15 protein-coding genes and 2 tRNA genes are annotated in these 17,919 nt (G+C 70.0%); 5 read left to right on the top strand and 12 right to left on the bottom strand.

Annotated elements, in window-relative coordinates:
- The first annotated feature begins 56 nt into the window (after positions 1-56).
- Positions 57-920, top strand: a complete 864-nt coding sequence (locus OG622_RS25530; protein ID WP_371578950.1) for a YceI family protein — start codon at positions 57-59, stop codon at positions 918-920.
- A gap of 74 nt (positions 921-994) precedes the next feature.
- Positions 995-1,465 (top strand): PPOX class F420-dependent oxidoreductase, encoded by a 471-nt coding sequence (locus tag OG622_RS25525; protein ID WP_371578949.1) that lies wholly within the window; start codon positions 995-997, stop codon positions 1,463-1,465.
- Here the strand turns inward: OG622_RS25525 and OG622_RS25520 are convergent, their stop codons facing one another.
- The 10 genes from OG622_RS25520 to OG622_RS25475 all read right to left on the bottom strand — a co-directional run bounded on the left by OG622_RS25520 (position 1,466) and on the right by OG622_RS25475 (position 14,065).
- A complete protein-coding gene (locus OG622_RS25520; protein WP_371578948.1) occupies positions 1,466-2,227 on the bottom strand; it encodes a TetR/AcrR family transcriptional regulator in 762 nt (253 codons plus the stop codon).
- A 152-nt stretch (positions 2,228-2,379) separates the two neighbouring features.
- Positions 2,380-3,882, bottom strand: a complete 1,503-nt coding sequence (locus OG622_RS25515) for an MFS transporter (RefSeq protein WP_371578947.1) — start codon at positions 3,880-3,882, stop codon at positions 2,380-2,382.
- 123 nt (positions 3,883-4,005) lie between these two features.
- Positions 4,006-6,276: an ArnT family glycosyltransferase gene (locus OG622_RS25510; protein WP_371578946.1), complete on the bottom strand. Its 2,271-nt coding sequence runs from the start codon at positions 6,274-6,276 to the stop codon at positions 4,006-4,008.
- The gene (locus OG622_RS25505; protein WP_371578945.1) at positions 6,273-7,883 is read right to left on the bottom strand and encodes a glycosyltransferase; all 1,611 of its coding nucleotides are present in this window, start codon (positions 7,881-7,883) and stop codon (positions 6,273-6,275) included. Before OG622_RS25505 ends, OG622_RS25510 begins: the two co-directional genes overlap by 4 nt.
- A gap of 26 nt (positions 7,884-7,909) precedes the next feature.
- Positions 7,910-9,625: an ATP-binding protein gene (locus OG622_RS25500; RefSeq protein ID WP_371578944.1), complete on the bottom strand. Its 1,716-nt coding sequence runs from the start codon at positions 9,623-9,625 to the stop codon at positions 7,910-7,912.
- On the bottom strand, positions 9,622-10,362 hold the full coding sequence (locus OG622_RS25495) for a response regulator transcription factor (RefSeq protein ID WP_020115793.1): 741 nt from the start codon (positions 10,360-10,362) through the stop codon (positions 9,622-9,624). Before OG622_RS25495 ends, OG622_RS25500 begins: the two co-directional genes overlap by 4 nt.
- A gap of 252 nt (positions 10,363-10,614) precedes the next feature.
- On the bottom strand, positions 10,615-11,067 hold the full coding sequence (locus OG622_RS25490; RefSeq protein ID WP_371578943.1) for an antibiotic biosynthesis monooxygenase: 453 nt from the start codon (positions 11,065-11,067) through the stop codon (positions 10,615-10,617).
- Positions 11,068-11,204: 137 nt separating this feature from the next.
- Positions 11,205-12,101, bottom strand: coding sequence for a DUF2797 domain-containing protein (locus tag OG622_RS25485; RefSeq protein ID WP_371578942.1), 897 nt, complete (start codon positions 12,099-12,101; stop codon positions 11,205-11,207).
- 253 nt (positions 12,102-12,354) lie between these two features.
- Positions 12,355-12,576: a hypothetical protein gene (locus OG622_RS25480; protein ID WP_013002359.1), complete on the bottom strand. Its 222-nt coding sequence runs from the start codon at positions 12,574-12,576 to the stop codon at positions 12,355-12,357.
- Positions 12,577-13,429: 853 nt separating this feature from the next.
- Positions 13,430-14,065 carry a signal protein gene (locus OG622_RS25475; RefSeq protein ID WP_371578941.1) on the bottom strand — a complete coding sequence of 212 codons (636 nt, stop codon included), beginning with the start codon at positions 14,063-14,065 and terminating at the stop codon, positions 13,430-13,432.
- Between the two features lie 784 nt (positions 14,066-14,849).
- Between OG622_RS25475 and OG622_RS25470 the strand changes: the two genes are divergently transcribed.
- Positions 14,850-16,109: a hypothetical protein gene (locus tag OG622_RS25470; protein WP_371578940.1), complete on the top strand. Its 1,260-nt coding sequence runs from the start codon at positions 14,850-14,852 to the stop codon at positions 16,107-16,109.
- Between the two features lie 313 nt (positions 16,110-16,422).
- Entirely contained in the window at positions 16,423-16,647 is a 225-nt protein-coding gene (locus OG622_RS25465; protein WP_371584213.1) for a hypothetical protein, read from the top strand.
- 105 nt (positions 16,648-16,752) lie between these two features.
- Here the strand turns inward: OG622_RS25465 and OG622_RS25460 are convergent.
- Positions 16,753-16,825, bottom strand: a tRNA-Arg gene (locus tag OG622_RS25460).
- Between the two features lie 200 nt (positions 16,826-17,025).
- Positions 17,026-17,116 (bottom strand) — tRNA-Ser (locus OG622_RS25455).
- Between the two features lie 211 nt (positions 17,117-17,327).
- Here OG622_RS25455 and OG622_RS25450 point away from each other — a divergent pair.
- Positions 17,328-17,903 (top strand): SSI family serine proteinase inhibitor, encoded by a 576-nt coding sequence (locus OG622_RS25450; protein ID WP_371578939.1) that lies wholly within the window; start codon positions 17,328-17,330, stop codon positions 17,901-17,903.
- Positions 17,904-17,919: the final 16 nt, after the last annotated feature.

The raw sequence follows: 17,919 nt of genomic DNA, 5'->3' as shown, positions 1-17,919 counted from the left end.
CGGTGGAGCCACCCCCCGCTCCACCGGCCGGTTCGCATGCTGAGGAGTTGGACGACATGGGACTGACCGCGAGGATCCGCACCCGGGACGGATGGGCCGTGTCGCACGCGGTCGTCACGGTGACCGACATCGCCGGCGCGCAGGTGCTGCGGGCCGAGGCGGACACCGAAGGCGGTGTGCACGACCCCACGGCCCTCGCGCCCGGCGCGTACACGGTGATCGTCACGGCGGTCGGCTACGCGCCGTTCGCCGTCGGTGCGCTGGTGACCGATGGGGGTACCTCCCACTCGGGCGAAGCCAGGAGTGGGGGAGGCCGGGCGGCGGTCGGCACGGTCACCCTCTCCCGGCTCGGCGGCACGGAACTGCCGCCGCCCGGCCCCTGGACCGTCGACCCCGCCCACTCCTCCGTCGCCGCCATGGCCCAGCACCTCGGCATGTCCAGCGTCCACGGCCGCTTCACCGAGTTCTCGGGCACGATCGAGATCGCCCCGGCCCCGGACGAGGGGACCAAGTCCCGGGTGGAGGCGGTGATCCGGGCCGCCTCGATCGACACGGGGAACGCGACGCGGGACCAGCATCTGCGGTCCCCGGACTTCCTGGACGCCGAACGGCACCCCGAGATCACCTACGTCTCGACGGGCCTGACCCCCGCCGGCCCGGACCGCTGGACGGTCCACGGCGAGCTGGGCATGCACGGGGTCGTACGGCCGGTCGACCTGGACCTGGCGTACCTCGGCACCGGCGCGGACCCGTGGGGCGGCACGCGCGCCGCCTTCCGGGCCACCGCCGAACTCCGCCGCGAGGACTTCGCCATGCACTACAACCAGGTGGTGCGGGCGGGGATCGCGGCAATCGGTACGACGCTGAAGGTGGAGCTGGACGTGCAGGCGGTGCGGGGCGAGACGCTGCCGCAGGTGTGAACGTCGGCGTGGGCGCGTGGGTACGCATGGCAGGGTCAGGCTCACGGGCCGGGTGAGGGCCTACCCTGGCCGCCATGGCACGGAACATCGCGACCAACACCTCGGTCTCCCTCGAAGAACTGCTCGGCTTCGTACGCCCCCGGCACCGGGCGCTCCTCCTCACCCGACGAGCCGACGGCAGCCCGCAGGCCTCCCCGCTGACCTGCGGGGTCGACGACTCGGGCCGGATCGTGGTCTCCACGTATCCCGAGCGCGCCAAGACACGGAACGCCAAGCGGGACGAGCGCGTCAGCCTCGTCGTGCTGAGCGACGACTGGGACGGCCCCTGGGTCCAGATCGACGGCATGGCGGAGGTCCTCGACTCACCGGACTCGGTCGAGCCCCTGGTGGAGTACTTCCGGAACATCTCCGGGGAACACCCGGACTGGGACGAGTACCGGGCGGCCATGGTCGAGCAGGGCAAGTCGATCATCCGGGTCACGCCGGTGAAGTGGGGGCCGGTGGCCACGGGCGGGTTCCCGGCGCGGCTGGTGTCCGGGGAGTAGTCAGCCCCGCTGTGCCATCACCTCGATGCCCGCGACGAGGGTTTCCAGGGCGTAGGTGAAGTCCCGTTCGCGCATCTCCTCGACCGTGTCGCCGCCGCGGGCCTCCATGAGGTCCGCGGAGTGCTGGATGACCTCGTGGGGTTCCGGGCTTTCGGCCACCGCGCTCATGGCCTGGCGGAAGTACTCCTCCTGGGTCACCCCGGCGGTGGCGCAGCGCTGCACGAAGTGGCCCTCGATGGTGCCGAAGCCGTACACGAACTGGAAGACCGCCGCGATGGCACCGGCCTGGCCGCGCGCGGGCAGCCCGGTGCGGCGGACGACGCGCTGCACGGCGAGCGAGAAGTCGAGCGCGTGCGGGCCGATGTTGAGGAACGTACCGGCGAGGGGCGACACCCACGGGTGGCGGACCAGGACCGCCCGGTACTCCCCGGCCAGCGTGCGCAGTTGGTCCCGCCAGTCCTCGCCGGAGTCCGCCGCGGGCAGCCGCATCTCGTCGAACGTCTGGTCCAGCGCCAGTTCCAGCAGGTCGTCCTTGGTGTCCACGTACCAGTAGACCGACATCGCCGTCACGTTCAGCTCGGCCGCCAGTCGGCGCATCGAGAACCTGGCCAGCCCCTCCGCGTCCAGCAGTCGCACGGCCGTCCGGGTGATCCGCTCCCGGTCGAGCCCCGACGGCTGCCCGCCCCGCCCGGCCCGCGCCTTCTGTTCCAGCCAGACACTGGCCCGCCCGGACCCACCACTCCGACCGGCTCCCCGCACCATGACGCACCTTCCGAGACACGTTTCTCCGCCGATGACGATGCTAGGCGCGCGGCGCGTCCTTCAGGGGCGCGGGGAACCGCGCGGTCGGCCACGGCCGAACCGAGCCGCCCCGGCAGTCGAACCGCAGCCGCCCGACAGCGGAACCCGCCGCGCTACGAGGCGCCCACCAACTCCGCATCCCCCTTCTCCGCCCTGCGCAGCAGCCCCGCCGCCACCAACCCCCCGAGCAGTACAGCCACCGCCCCCACCAGCAGACTCGTCTCCAGCCCGGACGAGAACGCCGACATCACCTCGGCCCTCTCCGCAGCCGTGTCCGCCGCCCCCAGCGCCGCGGGCAACGACGCCGCCGCCACCGGGATCAGCGCCGCGAAACGGGAGTTGAGCACCGCCCCCAGCACGGCCACCCCCAACCCCGTCCCGAACTCCGCGAGCGTGCCGTTGATCCCGGCCCCCACCCCCGCCTTGGCCGGCGGGATCGCGCTCATGATCGCGTGCGCCATCGCGGGGTTGGCGATCGCGCAGCCCACCCCGATCAGCACCAGCCCGAGCAGGGTCCCGGCGTAACCGCCGGACGCCATCGTCGCGATGGAGACCAGCCCGCCGGACGTCAGCACCATGCCCAGCGTGATCGACACCGGCATCCCCAGCTCCGCCGTCCACTTCGCCGACAGCCCGGAGAAGTTGAGCGCGACGACGACCAGGGCGAGGGGCGCGGTCCGCAGTCCCGCCTCCAACGCGCCGTAGCCGAGCACGAACTGCAGATGCTGGGTGAGGAGGAAGAGCGCGCCGCCCATGCCGAAGGTGATCAGGACCACGCCGGCGACCGCGCCCGTGAAGCGGCGGTCGCGGAAGAAGTGCGGGTCGAGCATGGGGTACGGAATGCGGCTCTCCCAGTACCCGAAGGCCGTGAGGACGACCACGGCGACGGCGGCCGTGGCGAGCACGTGGCCGGACGTCCAGCCGTGGTCGGGGCCCGAGATGATCGCGTAGACGAGGGCGGTCATACCGATGGTCGACAGCAGCGCGCCCAGCAGGTCCGGCCGGTCTCCCTGCGGGTTCCTGGACTCGGGGACCAGGGCGATCACGGCCACCACACCCAGCGCGGCGACCGGCAGGTTGATCAGGAAGATGGCCCCCCACCAGAAGTGGCCGAGCACGAAGCCGCCGAGGAGAGGGCCGGCCGCGAAGCCGAGCGCGTTGACCGCGGCCCAGATGCCGATCGCCTTCGGCTGCTCCGCGGGCGCGAAGATCTGCATGGCGACGGCGAGCGTCGTGGTGAGCAGCAGCGCCCCGCCGACTCCCATCCCGGCCCGCGCGGCGATCAGCTGCCCGGTGGACTGGGCGAGTCCGGCCATCAGTGAGCCGATACCGAACAGCACCAAACCCGCGATCAGCATCTTCTTGCGGCCGTAGCGGTCGGCCGCGCTGCCCGCGGTGAGCAGCAGGCCCGACTGGACCAGCGAGTACGCGTTGATCATCCACTGGATGTCCGACGTGGCCGCCCCCAGCTCCTCGGTGAGGGAGGGGATCGCCACGTTCAGCACGGTGTTGTCCAGCAGGACGGTGAGCTGGGCGAGACAGATGACGCCGAGGATCAGCCAGCGCTGGGGGTGGCCTTGGGGGGAGGGCGGGGTGAGGGTTGTGGAGGCGGACATGCTCTACACCGTAGAACAGTTCTCATACACCGTACAACGACAATATCGCCGACCTGCGAAAAGGGCGGTGGCCCGGGGTTCGTCGCACCCCGGGCCACCGCCCCGCTCACACCGCGGCCTTGGCTACTTGGCCTGCGTGAGGTCGTAGAACGTCGTGCCGTCGACCGTCACCGACTCGAAGTTCTCCTGGACCCAGGAGGTGATCTGCGAGGAGGTGCCGTCGCTGCTGCCGCCCATGCCGCCGCCTCCGCCGGCGATGAAGTAGTGGATCTTGCCGGCCTCCACGTACTTCTTGAACTCCGCGAGGGTCGGGGACGGGTCGGTGCCGTTGAAGCCACCGATCGCCATGACCGGGTCGCCGGTGGAGAGCTGGTAGCTCGCCGCGTTCTGGGCGCCGATGGCGGCGCCGGCCCAGGTGTAGTCCCCGGCGTTCTTCTCCAGCAGTTCCTTGGCCTCGTCGCTGACGGAGGTGCCGCTGATCAGGCCACCCATTCCGCCACCGCCGCCGCCACCCATGCCACCGCCGTCACCGTTCCGGGTCTGGCCGTTGCCGTTCTGCTGACCCTGACTGTTCTGGCCCTGGCCCTGGCCCTGCTGACTGTTCTGGCCCTGCTGGTTGTTCTGGCCGCCGCCGAAGCCGCCGGTCGGGGGCTGGCCCGTCCGACCGTTGCCGTTCTGGCCGTTCTGGCCGCCCTGCTGGTTCTGGCCGTTGCCCTGCTGGTTGTTCTGGCCCGGCATACCGCCACCGCCGCCACCAGGACCGCCGCCCATGCCGCCACCGCCGCCGGGACCACCGCCCCGGCCGCCCTGGACGGACGGACCGGCCGTGACGATCGAGCCGGTGTGGCCCTCGCCCAGCGTGGTGAGCGTGTACGCCGTCGGGCCCGCCACCGCGGTGACGAAGCTCAGGCCCACGACCGCCAGGGCCAGCTGCCGGCCGAGCCTGGCCACGAAGACCAGGCCGAGCGCGGCGACCAGGCCGCCGACGAGGACGACCCACTTGAGCCAGGGCAGGTAGTCGGAGGAACGGTTGAGGAGGACGTAACCCCAGACGGCCGTGGCCGTCATGGCGGCCGCCATGGTGATCGACGCCCAGAGCTCGGTCCGCCGGTCCCGGAGCAGAGCCGCGCCCATACCGATCAGCGGCGCGATGTAGGGGGCCAGGGCCACGGTGTAGTACTCGTGGAAGATGCCCTGCATGAAGCTGAAGACCACCATGGTGATCAGCAGCGCGCCGCCCCAGAGGAGGAAGTCCGCACGGGTGGTGTCCGTGCGCTTCAGCTTCCGGGTGGCCCAGATCGCGGCGCCCAGCAGGATCAGCGCGGCCGGGATCAGCCAGGAGATCTGGCCGCCGATGGAGGAGCTGAACATCCGGTCCCAGCCGGTCTCGCCCCAGTTGCCGCCACCGCCGCCTCCGCCACCGCCGACGCTGCCGGTCTCCTCGCCGTTGATACGGCCGAGACCGTTGTAGCCGAAGGTCAGTTCAAGGAAGGAGTTGTTCTGCGAGCCGCCGATGTACGGGCGGGAGGACGCGGGCCACAGCTCCACGATCGCCACCCACCAGCCACCGGCGACGACCATCGCGAGCCCCGCGAGCAGCACCTGGCTGATCCGCCTCTTCACCGAGGCCGGCGCGAGGACGGCGTACACGATCGCCAGGGGCGGCAGGATCAGGAAGGCCTGCAGGGTCTTGACCAGGAAGGCGACGCCGATGGCGACACCCGCCCAGACCAGCCACTTCGTCTGCGCCTTCTCCATGGCGCGCTGTGTGCAGTAGACCGCGGCGGCCATCAGCAGCGCGAGGGCCGCGTCCGGGTTGTTGAAGCGGAACATCAGCGCGGCGACGGGCGTGAGCGCGAACACCGCCATGGTGATGAAGCCGGCCGTGGCGTTGAAGCGACGGCGTACGGCCGCCCACAGCACCCCGGCGGTGGCCACGGCCATCAGGACCTGCGGGAACAGGATCGCGAAGGAGTTGAGGCCGAAGAGCCGCACCGACAACGCCATCGGCCACAGCGAGGCCGGGGGCTTGTCGACGGTGATGGCGTTGGCGGAGTCCAGCGAGCCGAAGAAGAAGGCCTTCCAGGACTGGCTGCCCGCCTGCACGGCCGCCGAGTAGAAGGAGTTGGCGTAGCCGGAGGCCGTGAGGTTCCAGGTGTAGAGGCCACCGATGAGCAGCAGGGTGAGGAGGAAGCCGGGGCGAATCCAGCTGTTGTCCTCGGGCCTGCCTCTCCACAGCCGCTTCGCGAAGGGCTGCCCGGGTTCACCGGCTCCGGGGGCCGGGGGCTCGGCGGGCGCCTCCGGGACCACCGGTCCCTGGTGGGCCGTCGTCGACGGATCCCACCCGGGGCCCGGACCCCCCGGCCGGCTCGTCGTCTCGAACTGCGTGGTCATCGTGCGTTCCTCGAATCCTGATCGTGCGGGCGCACCGGCCGCATCTGCATGGTCGCGTCCCCCCAGGTGCGGTCCGCGGCTTCACCGGCGCGGAACTGGGTCGTGGTGTACGGGGTGTTCTCGTACGGGGCGTTCTCGTACGGGGCGTGGGCATATGGGGTCTGGGGCGCCGTAGGGCGCTGCGACATCGGGTGGAACCGGTCCTGGTGGCCGTAAGGGCCGGGCTGACCGGGACGCACCCCCATCGACGTCGTGTACGCGGGCGACGCCGCGTGGGCGGGCTGGTGCGAGGCGACGACCGTTGAGCCCGGAGCGGAAGACGGAGTGGGTGACCCTGCGTCGGGCGATCCGAAGTCGTGCGACTCGGAGGTGCGGTCCGGGAACACCCACGCCCGGAAGAGCAGGAACCGCAGCACCGTCGCCGCGAGGTTGGCGGCGACGAGGACCGCCAGTTCCGTGGAGTGCGCGGGGTCGGAGGTCGCCGCGTTCAGGGCGGCCAGCGAACCGCTGGTGAGGGCCAGGCCGATACCGAACACCACCAGCCCCTGCGCCTGGTGCTTGACCGCACCGCTGCGGCCGCGCACGCCGAAGGTCAGGCGCCGGTTGGCCGCCGTGTTGGCGACCGCCGAGACCAGCAGGGCGAGCGCGTTGGCGGTCTGCGACCCCGAGAAGGTCCGGAAGCCGCTGTAGAGGAGCAGGTAGAAGAGGGTGGAGAGGCCGCCGACGACGCAGAAGCCGAGGAGTTGGCGGGCGAGGCCGCGCGGCACGTCCTGGATCTCACGGTCCCGGGGGTCGTCCCCGAACGGCCGGGCGAGCCGGTCCAGCGCGACCGATCCGGAGGCGAGGGCCTTGCCGACCCGCCACACACCCTTGAGGTCGTCGGTCGCCGTCTTCACGATGTGGACGGTCGAGTTCGGGTCGTCGACCCAGTCGACGGGCACCTCGTGGATCCGCAGCCCCGCCCGCTCCGCGAGCACCAGCATCTCGGTGTCGAAGAACCACCCGGTGTCCTCGACCAGGGGCAGCAGCACCTGGGCGACGTCCCGGCGTATCGCCTTGAACCCGCACTGCGCGTCCGAGAAGCGGGCCTGGAGCGAGCCGCGCAGGATCAGGTTGTACGCCCGGCTGATGAACTCCCGTTTGGTGCCGCGCACCACCCGTGAGGAGCGGGCGAGCCGGGAGCCGATCGCGAGGTCCGAGTGACCGGAGATCAGCGGGGCCACCAGCGGCAGCAGGGCGTTCAGGTCGGTGGACAGGTCCACGTCCATGTAGGCGAGGACCGGCGCGTCGGACGCGGACCACACGGTCCGCAGGGCCCGCCCGCGCCCCTTCTGCTCCAGCCGGAAGGACCTGACCTCCGGGAGTTCCGTCTCCAGCCGCGCGGCCACCTGCGGGGTGGTGTCCGTGGACGCGTTGTCCGCGATCGTGATGCGGAAGGCGTACGGGAACGTGCGCGCGAGGTGCTCGTGCAGTCTGAGCACGCACGGCTGGAGGTCCTTCTCCTCGTTGTAGACGGGGATCACTACGTCCAGGACAGGCGTACCGGCGTTTCCGGCCGGGAGGTGCTCCCGCGCCGGCAGGGTGCCGGGAGAAGAGTCGGTTCGCATGACAACCACATTCGCGAGCCGCTCTGTTATGCCCGTGTGCTCACACTGTGCTGTGCCTGTGAGTCCGATTGCCAGCTTGTTGCGCCGGTCACCAAGTCGTTTCCGTCGAACTCGCCGTCGTGCTCGCCGTCGTAGTGCGCGTCGTCGAGCTGCCAGTTCGCGGCGTCGTCGAGCGGCGGCACGTCCCGTCCGATGGCCGGCAGATGCACCGTGAAGACCGTCCTGCCGGGCACGCTGTCGACGGTCACGGCACCGCCGTGCGCGTCGGCCACGGCCTGCACGATGGCGAGCCCGAGCCCGGTCGACCCGGACGCCCTGGACCGCGACGAGTCGCCTCGCGCGAACCGCTCGAACACGTGCGGCAGCAACTCCTCCGGGATGCCCTGCCCGTCGTCCTCGACATCGACGCACATCCACGGCCCACGCCGCTGGACACGCGCGGTGACGGTCGTACCGGGGGGCGTATGCGTACGGGCGTTCGCCAGCAGGTTGACGAGCACCTGCTGAAGCCGTGCCGCGTCGGCCGAGACGAGCGCGGGGATGTCCGGCAGGTCGAGCCGCCAGTTGTGGCTCCGCCCGGCGACACGCGCGTCGCTGACGGTGTCCACGACGAGGGGGATGAGGTCGGTCTGCTCGAACTGCAGCGGCCGTCCGGCGTCGAGCCGCGCGAGCAGCAGCAGATCCTCGACGAGCATGGTCATCCGCGCGGACTCGGACTCGATCCGCCCGAGCGCGTGCCGGGTGTCGGGCCCGATCTCCTCCCTGCCGCGCCTGGTCAGTTCGGCGTAACCACGAATGGACGCGAGGGGCGTCCGCAGCTCATGACTGGCGTCCGCGACGAACTGCCGTACGCGCGTCTCGCTCTCCTGCCGCGAGTGCAGGGCGCCGTGGATGTGATTGAGCATCCGGTTGAGCGCGGCTCCGACCTGGCCGACCTCGGTGTGCGGGTCGGTCTCGGAGGCCGGAACCCGCTCGTTGAGGGTCACTTCACCGGTGTGCAGAGGCAGCTCGGACACGCGAGTCGCGGTGGAGGCGACCTTGCGCAACGGCCGCAGGGCGACCCCGACGAGCACGGAACCGGCGATGCCCGCGGCGACGAGACCGGCGCCGGTGACGCTGAGTTCGACGACGATGAGGGTACTGAGGGTCTTGGTGACGGAGTCGGTGGGCAGGCCCACGTAGAACGTGTCGCCGTCATGGTTGGACTTGTACTGAACCAGGTAATCGCCCTGGTCGGGAAGGCTGACCCTGTGTGCGTTGCCGTCGTGCGAGACCTCGGCGAGCGCGGCGAGGTCCGCCTCGCTCAGCGTGACGGCCGTCATGTCCGGCTGCCCGGTGGTGTCGGAGGTCGCCAGCTCGCCGACGACGCCCTTGGCGATGGTCCCGTTCTCCACGAGGGCACCGATCGTGTACTCCGGCGAACCGCCCTTCGTGACGAACTGGAGTTTCTGATCCGTCGTCAGGGTGACGGTCCTGGTGCTGCCCGGCGCCCCGGGCAGCCCGCCGCCCGGCCCCTTGGGCCCATCGGTGCGCTTGGCGATCTCTTCGACATTGGTCGCCAGTTGGTCGTACAGGTGCTCGCTCAGCGCGACCGTCGTCACCGTTCCGATGACCGCACACACCACCGCGATCAACGCCACCGCGGAGACGACGAGCCGCGTACGCAGCGTGCGCGGCTGTCGTCCACGCCCTCGCCCCAGCTTCGGCTGCCTCTGCGTACGCGTCCGTCGTCGCCCGCTCATGACGCGGCGGGCTTGATCAGGTAACCGGCCCCACGACGGGTGTGGATCATCGGCTCGCGCCCGGCGTCGATCTTCCGCCGCAGATACGAGATGTACAGCTCGACCACGTTGGCCTGGCCACCGAAGTCGTACGACCAGACACGGTCGAGTATCTGCGCCTTGCTGAGCACCCGCCGCGGGTTCCGCATGAGGAACCGCAGCAGTTCGAACTCGGTGGCGGTGAGGTGGATGTTCGCCCCGCCGCGCGACACCTCGTGGCTGTCCTCGTCGAGCATGAGGTCCCCGACGACGAGCACGGAGTCGGAGCGGCGGTCGGCGGCACCGGAGCGGCGGATGAGCCCGCGCAGCCGGGCGACGACCTCTTCGAGACTGAACGGCTTGGTGACGTAGTCGTCACCGCCGGCGGTGAGCCCGGCGATCCGGTCCTCGACCGCGTCCTTCGCGGTGAGAAAGAGCACAGGCACCTCGGGCAGCTCGCGCCGCAGCCGCCCGAGGACGGTCAGCCCGTCCATGTCGGGCAGCATCATGTCGAGGACGACGGCGTCGGGCCGGAAGTCCCGGGCGGTCTGGAGGGCACCCGTGCCGTCCCCCGCACTCCGGATCTGCCATCCCTCATAGCGCAGGGCCATGGACAGCAGTTCGGTGATCGACAGCTCGTCGTCCACCACAAGCACTCGGACGGGGCTCCCGTCCGGCCTCAGCAGTTCGGTGCGCCCCTGGGGCGAGGTCGTGGTCATGCTGGACACCTTGTCGGGGACTCCTGAGAACACCCTTTCCGGAACCTGTGATTTTTCTGAGAAACACACAGGAGCCTCTCAGGCAACCCCTGGGTAGATCCCCGACTTCTCGGACAGCACCCTCGCCGACCAGCACGTTCCTCATCGTTCGCACGGCGTTTCCCAGGCTGCCCCACCGCGAGCCCACAGCTTCGCGGCCACGGGAAACCCTCCCCGCGCCCCTGCTCTGACCCTGCCTTTACGCAAGCGCCGTCATGCTTCGCCTCCCCCTCTCACGAAGCTGTGACTCCGCTCGACCTTGGCGATGTGCAGTGTGTAGCTCTCGTACCACTCGGCCCGCCCCCGGGCCTGCGCCGCACGGTGCTCGACATCGGCCCGCCACTCCGCGACGGCTTCGGCATCCCGGAAGTACCCCACGGTGATGGCCGGCCCGCCGGGCGTATGAGCTTGATCCATCCCGAGGAACCCGGGCACACCCTTCACCAGCTCCTCCATCCGCTCGGCGGTCTCCCCGTACCCGCTCTGGTCGTCGGTGCGTGTGGAGGTGAAGACGACGGCGTAGTACGGGGGCTCATGGGCGGGGACGGGCGCGACGACGGCCGCGTTGTCCGGCGCGTGGCCACTCGCCTCGCCACGTGCGGCGTCACGTGCTCCACCAGGCGCTCCGTCAAGTGCTCCGTCAGGTGCTATCCGCTGATCACTCATGGCATCACTCTCGGGCCAGTCCGCGACCGACGTCCACACCCTTTCCGGACGGGAAGCAAAAGGGATCGAAGTCTTTACCCGCCGTGCCTGTGCACCGCGCCCCACCGCGCACCACCGCGCACCACCGCCAAGGCGCCTCAGAACAGCCCGTCCTGCACGCTCCCGTCCCCTGCGCCCCGTGGGCTTTTCACCTCCCGTACGGGCACGGTGAGGGCGTCACGGGCACCCTCGCCGACGGGAGCGGTCAGCTCCCAGCCGGTCATGAGGCGCGTATCGAGAACGACGACCCCTCGACCGGTGACCAGATGCACATCGGGCCCGGCGACGGCGAGGACCTGACCGCCCACAGCCCCACCCACGACCAGCTCGCTCACCACCCCGTCCGCGGCCGGCAACCCGTCCAGGCCGAACACCTCGAAGTGATCGACCGCTCGGAAAGGCACGGGCTCCAACGACTCGGGCCACCCCGCGAGCCCCAGGGCCCGCCCGTGCAGCACCGCCAGCTCGCCGACCCGCTCCTCCTCGACCGGCAGGCAGGCCCGCACGAGCCGCTTCTCGGCGTACGGAATCCGATCGGGCACCTTGAGCGCGGTCCGCAGCACCTCCTCCGCCCGCCGCGCGGCCATCAGTGGCCCCCGCCCGAGCCACCCGAAGGAGACCGCCCCCTGCTCCAGCAGCCGCGCCGACCCCCGCTCGACCGCCGTGATTCCCACCTTCACCATTCCGGGCCCGAACCACGCGAGGTACACGTGATACGGCCGCGGATCATCGGCGATCGTGTCGGCAGCCACGGAATGGGCCCGGTCGAGCCGCGCGCACTCCTCACACCGAGCGCCGGTACTCCGCCCCGGCACCCCGGCACGCACCGGACAGGGGTTCCCCCGAGCCCCGACGCACGTCCGCCGCCCCTCGCCCACGACCCCGAAGGCCACCGGCTTCCCCCGCGACAACGGGCTCGCGCGCCCGCCCGCCCACTGCAACAGCGGCCCGTCCGCACCCCACCGCAGCCCCGTACATCTCCACACGCGTGCCATCCCTCACGACATTAGAGGGCACCACTGACAACGCCTCCGCCCGGCTGTCCCGGGATCTGAACGAGGTTCGTCGTCGTCGGAGGCGGCGATGCCGCGTCGGCAAGGCGGGACGGGGGCGTGACGTGGTGTGGCAGAACGGCATGACAGGACGCGCCCCCTCGGGAGCGAAACCTGCCGTCGGTCCTGGCCCTGACCCGGGTTCGGCCCTGACCCGGGTTCGGTCCTGGCTCTGGTCCTGGTCTTTGTCCTGGTCCTACAGCTTGCTCATCTTGGTGTACGGGCTCAAGATCCGCTGTCGCGCCGATCCGAAATCGACGAGAGCGGCGATCCCGTCCTCGATGCCGATCACCCGGCCGAGGCCGTACATGTCGTGCGTGACCTGGTCGCCCACCGCGAAGTGCTTGGGAGGCGGGGCGACCGGGGCCTTGAAGGGACTGGTGGGCAAATAGCGCTTCGGTGCACCTGGCTTTGTCATCTCGACCAGTATGCGCCCACTCGTATCCGGCCGTCCGCCGCGTGCCGACCCCAGCCACTCCGCCGACCGCCTCCAAGCCCTCCCGCCGACCGGCGGTCAGCACCACCGCCGAGGGCCCCGGATCTTTCCGGGACCCCCGGTCGATGTGCACGCGGCAGGATTCGACACACCGGCACCGTGCTGTGAAACGCGCACGTCGGAGCCCTGTGGGCACGCCCGACCGGACCGTGCGCTTCCGGCCGGCGATCCTTCGTGCCGCCTTCCAGCACGCCGTGCGTGAGGTCGATCCACCCCGCGGCAAGCTCCCCCGCAACGTGACCCGGAACGTGACCCGGAACTTGGAGCTGGGCATGGGCACGAAACGCGAGATCGAACCGCTCACAGCGAAGGAAGGAGGTCAGCTCCTCGCAACTCCTCGGGACGACCGGCTGTGGGCCGCGTACGAGCCGGCGGTCCGCGTCGGCCTGCGACGCGGTGAGCTGTTGATCGCCGCACCGAAGAAAGGAACGCCCTGCCGACGCCCGCACGATCAAGGAGATCCTTGGTCACAACTCGATCCCGATGACCACGAACATCGGCACTTTCGTACGACTCGACACCGGCGCGGGGGCTCTTGCGCCCTACCGGCAACCTCCGGACGGACAAGGGTTGTAGCAATCGCCAGGCGGGCAACCACCCTTGTCACCCGGGTAGTAGCGACGATGGAGGTCTCCGCCGAAGCGAGCGAGGACGAGGTTCGGGCCGGCGCTGGGCAAGCTGTCCGAAGCCATGGTCGGCGCCGGCTGGGCATCCCGTAGCCGAGACCCGCTCTCCCGGGAGACCCCGAACTCAGGGTCTCCCGCGCGCCTTTCGCCTACGCCGCATCCACGGTCAGGGAGTAGTCCACACCAACGGAGAAGTCCTGTGCCTGACCGCGAATCGTCAGTGTGTGCTTCCCGGATTTCAGCGGGGGCAACTGGACCCAGAGGCCGCACCCGGTAGCCGTGAAGCGCTCGCCCGTGCCTGTGACGGGGTTGTCGGCGACGCCCTGCACAGAGATCGTCTCTCCTCGGATGGTTTCCGAGTCGACCTTCTTGCCGTCCAGGACTGCGGACCCCTTGGCTGTGCTCATGAAGGCTGCGCAGTCCACCGGGGTGCCCATCTGGTTCACCAGGGGAAACGCGACAGGGACCCCGTCTGGGATGCTGCAGGTGCGCTCGGCCTGAGTGCCGAATGTGCCCGCCAGGAACCACATGTCCTGCGGCTGGTTGCGCTCGCACTCGCTGCCATCCTCGTCAGCGACCGGGTTGGTGCGTTCGGGTTCCGACATCGCCCATGTCCACCATCGGCTCTGCAGATCCTCAGGAGAGAGACGGGCTTGCGCCGACGACGGCGCACCTGAAACCGGAGCTGTCGAGTCCTCTGATCCCCCGGCTGGGCTGCCCCCGCATCCCACCAGTGCCGCCAGGACCATGGTCATGAGTCCCGCTCCGCCGGTCTTGATCTTCATATGTGCCCCTCCCGTGCCGCACAAGTGCCACGACCCCCCGGTCGCCGTGCGCGGACACCCTATCCGCGGGCCGGCCGCGCCCCTTGGGTCACGGTTGCCGTACTTCGCTGCCGTACGCCCCTGAAACGCAAGAAGCCCCGGATCTCTCCGGGGCCTCTCACCTGTGTGCACTCGGCAGGATTCGAACCTGCAACCTTCTGATCCGTAGGATCGGGCACCACACCATGAGGAGGGCCGACGGCCTCCTGTTCTGATCGCTCGGGTTAGCGATCATGCGCGTCTGTATGCCGTCGTTGCCGTCAGAGCTGCCGTCAACTTCGAACGGCGCGTCGCCATACGACGGTTCTCGAGACCGTTTCCTCAGGCCGCTCGGGCAACCCACCCCGCCTCCACCAGGGGCGGAGCGGGTACACCCCACGGGGTCCCGACGCGCGGTGCACGGTGGTTCGATGGCGGGTGTGGGAGGGGAGGGGGCGATGCACACGTACAGATGACGGCGACCGAAGTGCCATCACACAACACGTGCAGGTATGCGTCGAGGCCGGACGCCCGTGCATGGGTCCGCTATCCCGAGGTCCGCCGAAGGGCGGGATCCGGTGACGGCCATGGTGGCGAAAACGCCCGGTGAAAGGCGTTTCTGGAGGAAGCGGTGGCACGAAAAGTGTTTCCGGTCGCCATCGGTCAACATCGTGCGCGTGTCTACACCGAAGCGAACGACCGGATGTTCAGAATGTTGCCACTGCCCCAGTTGAAACTATGAAGTTTCGTTGCCGAGGAGCGTGACATGCAGGTTCGCAGGTGGCTCCCAGACCAGCCCACCCGTATCGGCCGGCACGACTGGCCGGACGAGGATGACAACGGAACACATCTGCGACTGCGGGTCGGCTCCATCGTGGTACTCGACCGGCAGGCCTGGCGGATCCTGGAGATCAACAGCTATACGGGCGACTCGTGGCCGAAGTCCTACGAGAAGGCTTGGCGCGACCACGTGGAGCTGTGGTGGCACGCCAACGAACTGTGGCGAGCCAACAACCAGGTGGTCAAGCCGGCACCGGAGCGCTCCGAGTTCTACAAGCGCCCGGTGGTCCTGGTACTGCGCAACGAGAACCTCCCCCGGTCCACGCCCAAGCACTGGTGCGCCCCTGCCAGCCACGACTGGCAGGTCCTCCCGGAACATTACGCCGTCTGCCGCGCCTGCGGCGAGCTGCCGCCCTGCCACCACGGGGAGTACCGCTGGGAGGGCGGTCCACGCCGGCCCGAGCAGAGCGGTGGCATCCCGCTCATTGTGCCGGAGGACTGCTGCATGGGCTGCGCCGAGCCGATCAAGCCCCGGGTGCGGACCGTGCGCTTCCCCGGCCCTAACCTCTGGTACCCGGACCTGGAGGAGGACACCGCGGTCTTCCACGCCCGCACCGCCTGCGCCGACCAGGTCGACTGCTACCGCATGCAGTGGCAGACCGAGTACAACCCGCGCTCCTCCACGCACTCCACGCCCCTGACATTCCCGGACTTCGAGCACTTCGTGCCCCGGACTCGTCACGCGCCGGAGCTGGTCCCGCCCGTCCAGCAGACCTCCCAGAGCCCGCCCGCCCCACAGCTCGCGCCGATGCGACCAGCCGTGAAGGAACGCGCCCGCGCGACCGACGGCTCCGGCACCTTCCACCCCCCGTTCGACGAGTACCGCGGGGAACCGGAGAACGGCGAGAGACCAGCCGACCGACCGGCATCGGCCTTCTCCGAGCCGACGCGCCGGATGGCACCCTCTGCTTACGGCGCACCCACGGCGGACCCGGCCGTGCCGGCCCGGCCCGCCGTACCCGTGTCCCTTCCCGTGGCCGAGGCGCCCGCGCCCGATGCCGCGCCCCCCTCCGCCGTGGGCGCCGGGCTGGCTCTCCAGACGGTGGAGAAACTGGACCTGTCCCAGGCCGTGCGCCCGGGCTTCCACAACGCGGAGCAGGCAGCCCGGGTGATCGAGGAACTCACCGCCGCGGTCCGGAACATCGCGCTCTGCCTGAACCCCCCAGCCGCCCGAGAGCGCTCCTGACCCACGGACGGTCGGACGCGAGCTCCTCATCGCGGCCGACCACGGGCCAGTACCGACCACGGGCCAGTACCGAGGCATCCGTTCCCGTCACGGCCGTCACAAGCCGGCTCGGTGCGCTTGCGGGGAGTGGACGCGAAGCGGATGACGGGTCCGCGCGACACCGCGGCCGTGCGGACTGCCCCATCTGTGGAAGAGCACAGACACAACCTGATTTTCACCACGAAGAACGGGGCGCCTAACGAGCCGCGCAACCTGAACCACTCTTTCGAGGCCCTGAACATCCGGCCGACGTGCGCAGGTCCGGGTTCACGATCTGCGGCACACCTGCGCGTCACTCATCCACGAGCAGGGAGCCGACGCCCGCATGATCATGGAAGTCCTCGGCTACAGTTCGATCCGGGTAACCATGGACATTTACGCCTTAGTCCGGCTCGACTCTCAGCGTTCGGCCTTCGACTGCGTCGGGGACACGCTCAGGAAGACACAGGTGACGGCAAGAAGCCGAACGATGACGACGGCCTGGACGGCGTCCCCATAGTCCTCTACCCCGCCCCCGAGGGTGGCTTCCGACAACCGTCAACACTGCTGGCAAGGCAAAAGTCAGAGGCCCCGTGGAATGATCCACAGGGCCTCTGACTTGCTGTGCACTCGGCAGGATTCGAACCTGCAACCTTCTGATCCGTAGTCAGATGCTCTATCCGTTAAGCTACGAGTGCTTGTTTTATTTTCTGCCGGCCCCGGCCCTTTCGGCCCGCTCGCGGCGACAGGAAGAACATTACATGACTGCCGTCGCCATGTGAAATCCGTTATCCATAGCCCTTGTGACCTGGGAAAACACCTTCTGAGGGCGCTCTTGGAGCGAGGGCGGGAACGACGAAGCCCCGGTCGGATGGACCGGGGCTTCGGTGATCAAGCGCGGAGGCGGAGGGATTTGAACCCTCGATGGGATTGAAGTCCCAAACCGCATTAGCAGTGCGGCGCCATAGACCGGACTAGGCGACGCCTCCAGCACAACCGCCCGCGCGAGCGCGAATGGTGCGTGCAGATGATGACACAGCCGAGTGGGCTGTCACCAATCGCCTCCCACGGTACTAGGCGGAGAGGCCGCAGGGCAAAGCCGTATGGCACGTCGGGAGCGGTGCGACGGGCGGACGGGGCGGTGTTGGGACGAGGCCCGCGGCGCCGCAACCGCGGGCCGGACGTGGCGTTAGTCAGGTCATGTCGCAGAGTCTTCCCACCGCGCGCCCGCAGTCTCCCGCCCACACTCCCGCCGCGCGCCCGCTCCCTCTCGCCGCGCCCCCCAGCCGCCCCGCCGTCCTGGGCCGACTGATCCTCGGCGCCGCCGCCTCGCTCGCCGCGGCCACCGCCGGCACGCTCGGGCCGGTGGCGCCGGACGCGTACGCCGCCGAGGCGGTGTCGCGGGCGGCGCTGCCCATGCCCGCCCCGACCGTCGGCCCCGGGGACCGGTTGACCGTCACCGTGCGGGATGCCCGCGGGACGGCGGACGGAACGTTCGAGCTGCGGTGCCATCCCGAGGGAGGCAGCCACCCGGACGCGCGTGACGCGTGCGGACGGCTAGACCGGAAAACCACCTGGGGGAAGGATCCGTTCGCGCCGGTCGGGTCCGGGACCGTGTGCACGATGCAGTACGGCGGACCGGCCACCGCCCACGTCACCGGGACCTGGGCCGGGCGTCGCGTCGACGCCCGCTTCGACCGCGGGAACGGCTGCGAGATCGCCCGCTGGGACGCCCTGGTGCCCGTACTGCCGGATCTCCGCGCGCAAGACGCCTGAGACGCGTGAGAAGGGA

This window comes from Streptomyces sp. NBC_01314 (genome assembly GCF_041435215.1).
Lineage (GTDB): Bacteria > Actinomycetota > Actinomycetes > Streptomycetales > Streptomycetaceae > Streptomyces.
Note: the sequence above shows the minus strand (reverse complement) of the source record. Positions and strands in the feature narration are given on the sequence as shown.

What these genes read in the sequence shown, in the direction of transcription:
- OG622_RS25530 (WP_371578950.1), top strand. Translation starts at nt 57, where the DNA reads ATGGGACTGACCGCGAGGATCCGCACCCGGGACGGATGGGCCGTGTCG.
- OG622_RS25490 (WP_371578943.1), bottom strand. Translation starts at nt 11,067, where the DNA reads ATGAGTGATCAGCGGATAGCACCTGACGGAGCACTTGACGGAGCGCCT.
- OG622_RS25475 (WP_371578941.1), bottom strand. Translation starts at nt 14,065, where the DNA reads ATGAAGATCAAGACCGGCGGAGCGGGACTCATGACCATGGTCCTGGCG.
- OG622_RS25510 (WP_371578946.1), bottom strand. Translation starts at nt 6,276, where the DNA reads ATGACCACGCAGTTCGAGACGACGAGCCGGCCGGGGGGTCCGGGCCCC.
- OG622_RS25520 (WP_371578948.1), bottom strand. Translation starts at nt 2,227, where the DNA reads ATGGTGCGGGGAGCCGGTCGGAGTGGTGGGTCCGGGCGGGCCAGTGTC.
- OG622_RS25525 (WP_371578949.1), top strand. Translation starts at nt 995, where the DNA reads ATGGCACGGAACATCGCGACCAACACCTCGGTCTCCCTCGAAGAACTG.
- OG622_RS25480 (WP_013002359.1), bottom strand. Translation starts at nt 12,576, where the DNA reads ATGACAAAGCCAGGTGCACCGAAGCGCTATTTGCCCACCAGTCCCTTC.
- OG622_RS25505 (WP_371578945.1), bottom strand. Translation starts at nt 7,883, where the DNA reads ATGCGAACCGACTCTTCTCCCGGCACCCTGCCGGCGCGGGAGCACCTC.
- OG622_RS25495 (WP_020115793.1), bottom strand. Translation starts at nt 10,362, where the DNA reads ATGACCACGACCTCGCCCCAGGGGCGCACCGAACTGCTGAGGCCGGAC.
- OG622_RS25450 (WP_371578939.1), top strand. Translation starts at nt 17,328, where the DNA reads ATGTCGCAGAGTCTTCCCACCGCGCGCCCGCAGTCTCCCGCCCACACT.
- OG622_RS25500 (WP_371578944.1), bottom strand. Translation starts at nt 9,625, where the DNA reads ATGAGCGGGCGACGACGGACGCGTACGCAGAGGCAGCCGAAGCTGGGG.
- OG622_RS25515 (WP_371578947.1), bottom strand. Translation starts at nt 3,882, where the DNA reads ATGTCCGCCTCCACAACCCTCACCCCGCCCTCCCCCCAAGGCCACCCC.
- OG622_RS25470 (WP_371578940.1), top strand. Translation starts at nt 14,850, where the DNA reads ATGCAGGTTCGCAGGTGGCTCCCAGACCAGCCCACCCGTATCGGCCGG.
- OG622_RS25485 (WP_371578942.1), bottom strand. Translation starts at nt 12,101, where the DNA reads ATGGCACGCGTGTGGAGATGTACGGGGCTGCGGTGGGGTGCGGACGGG.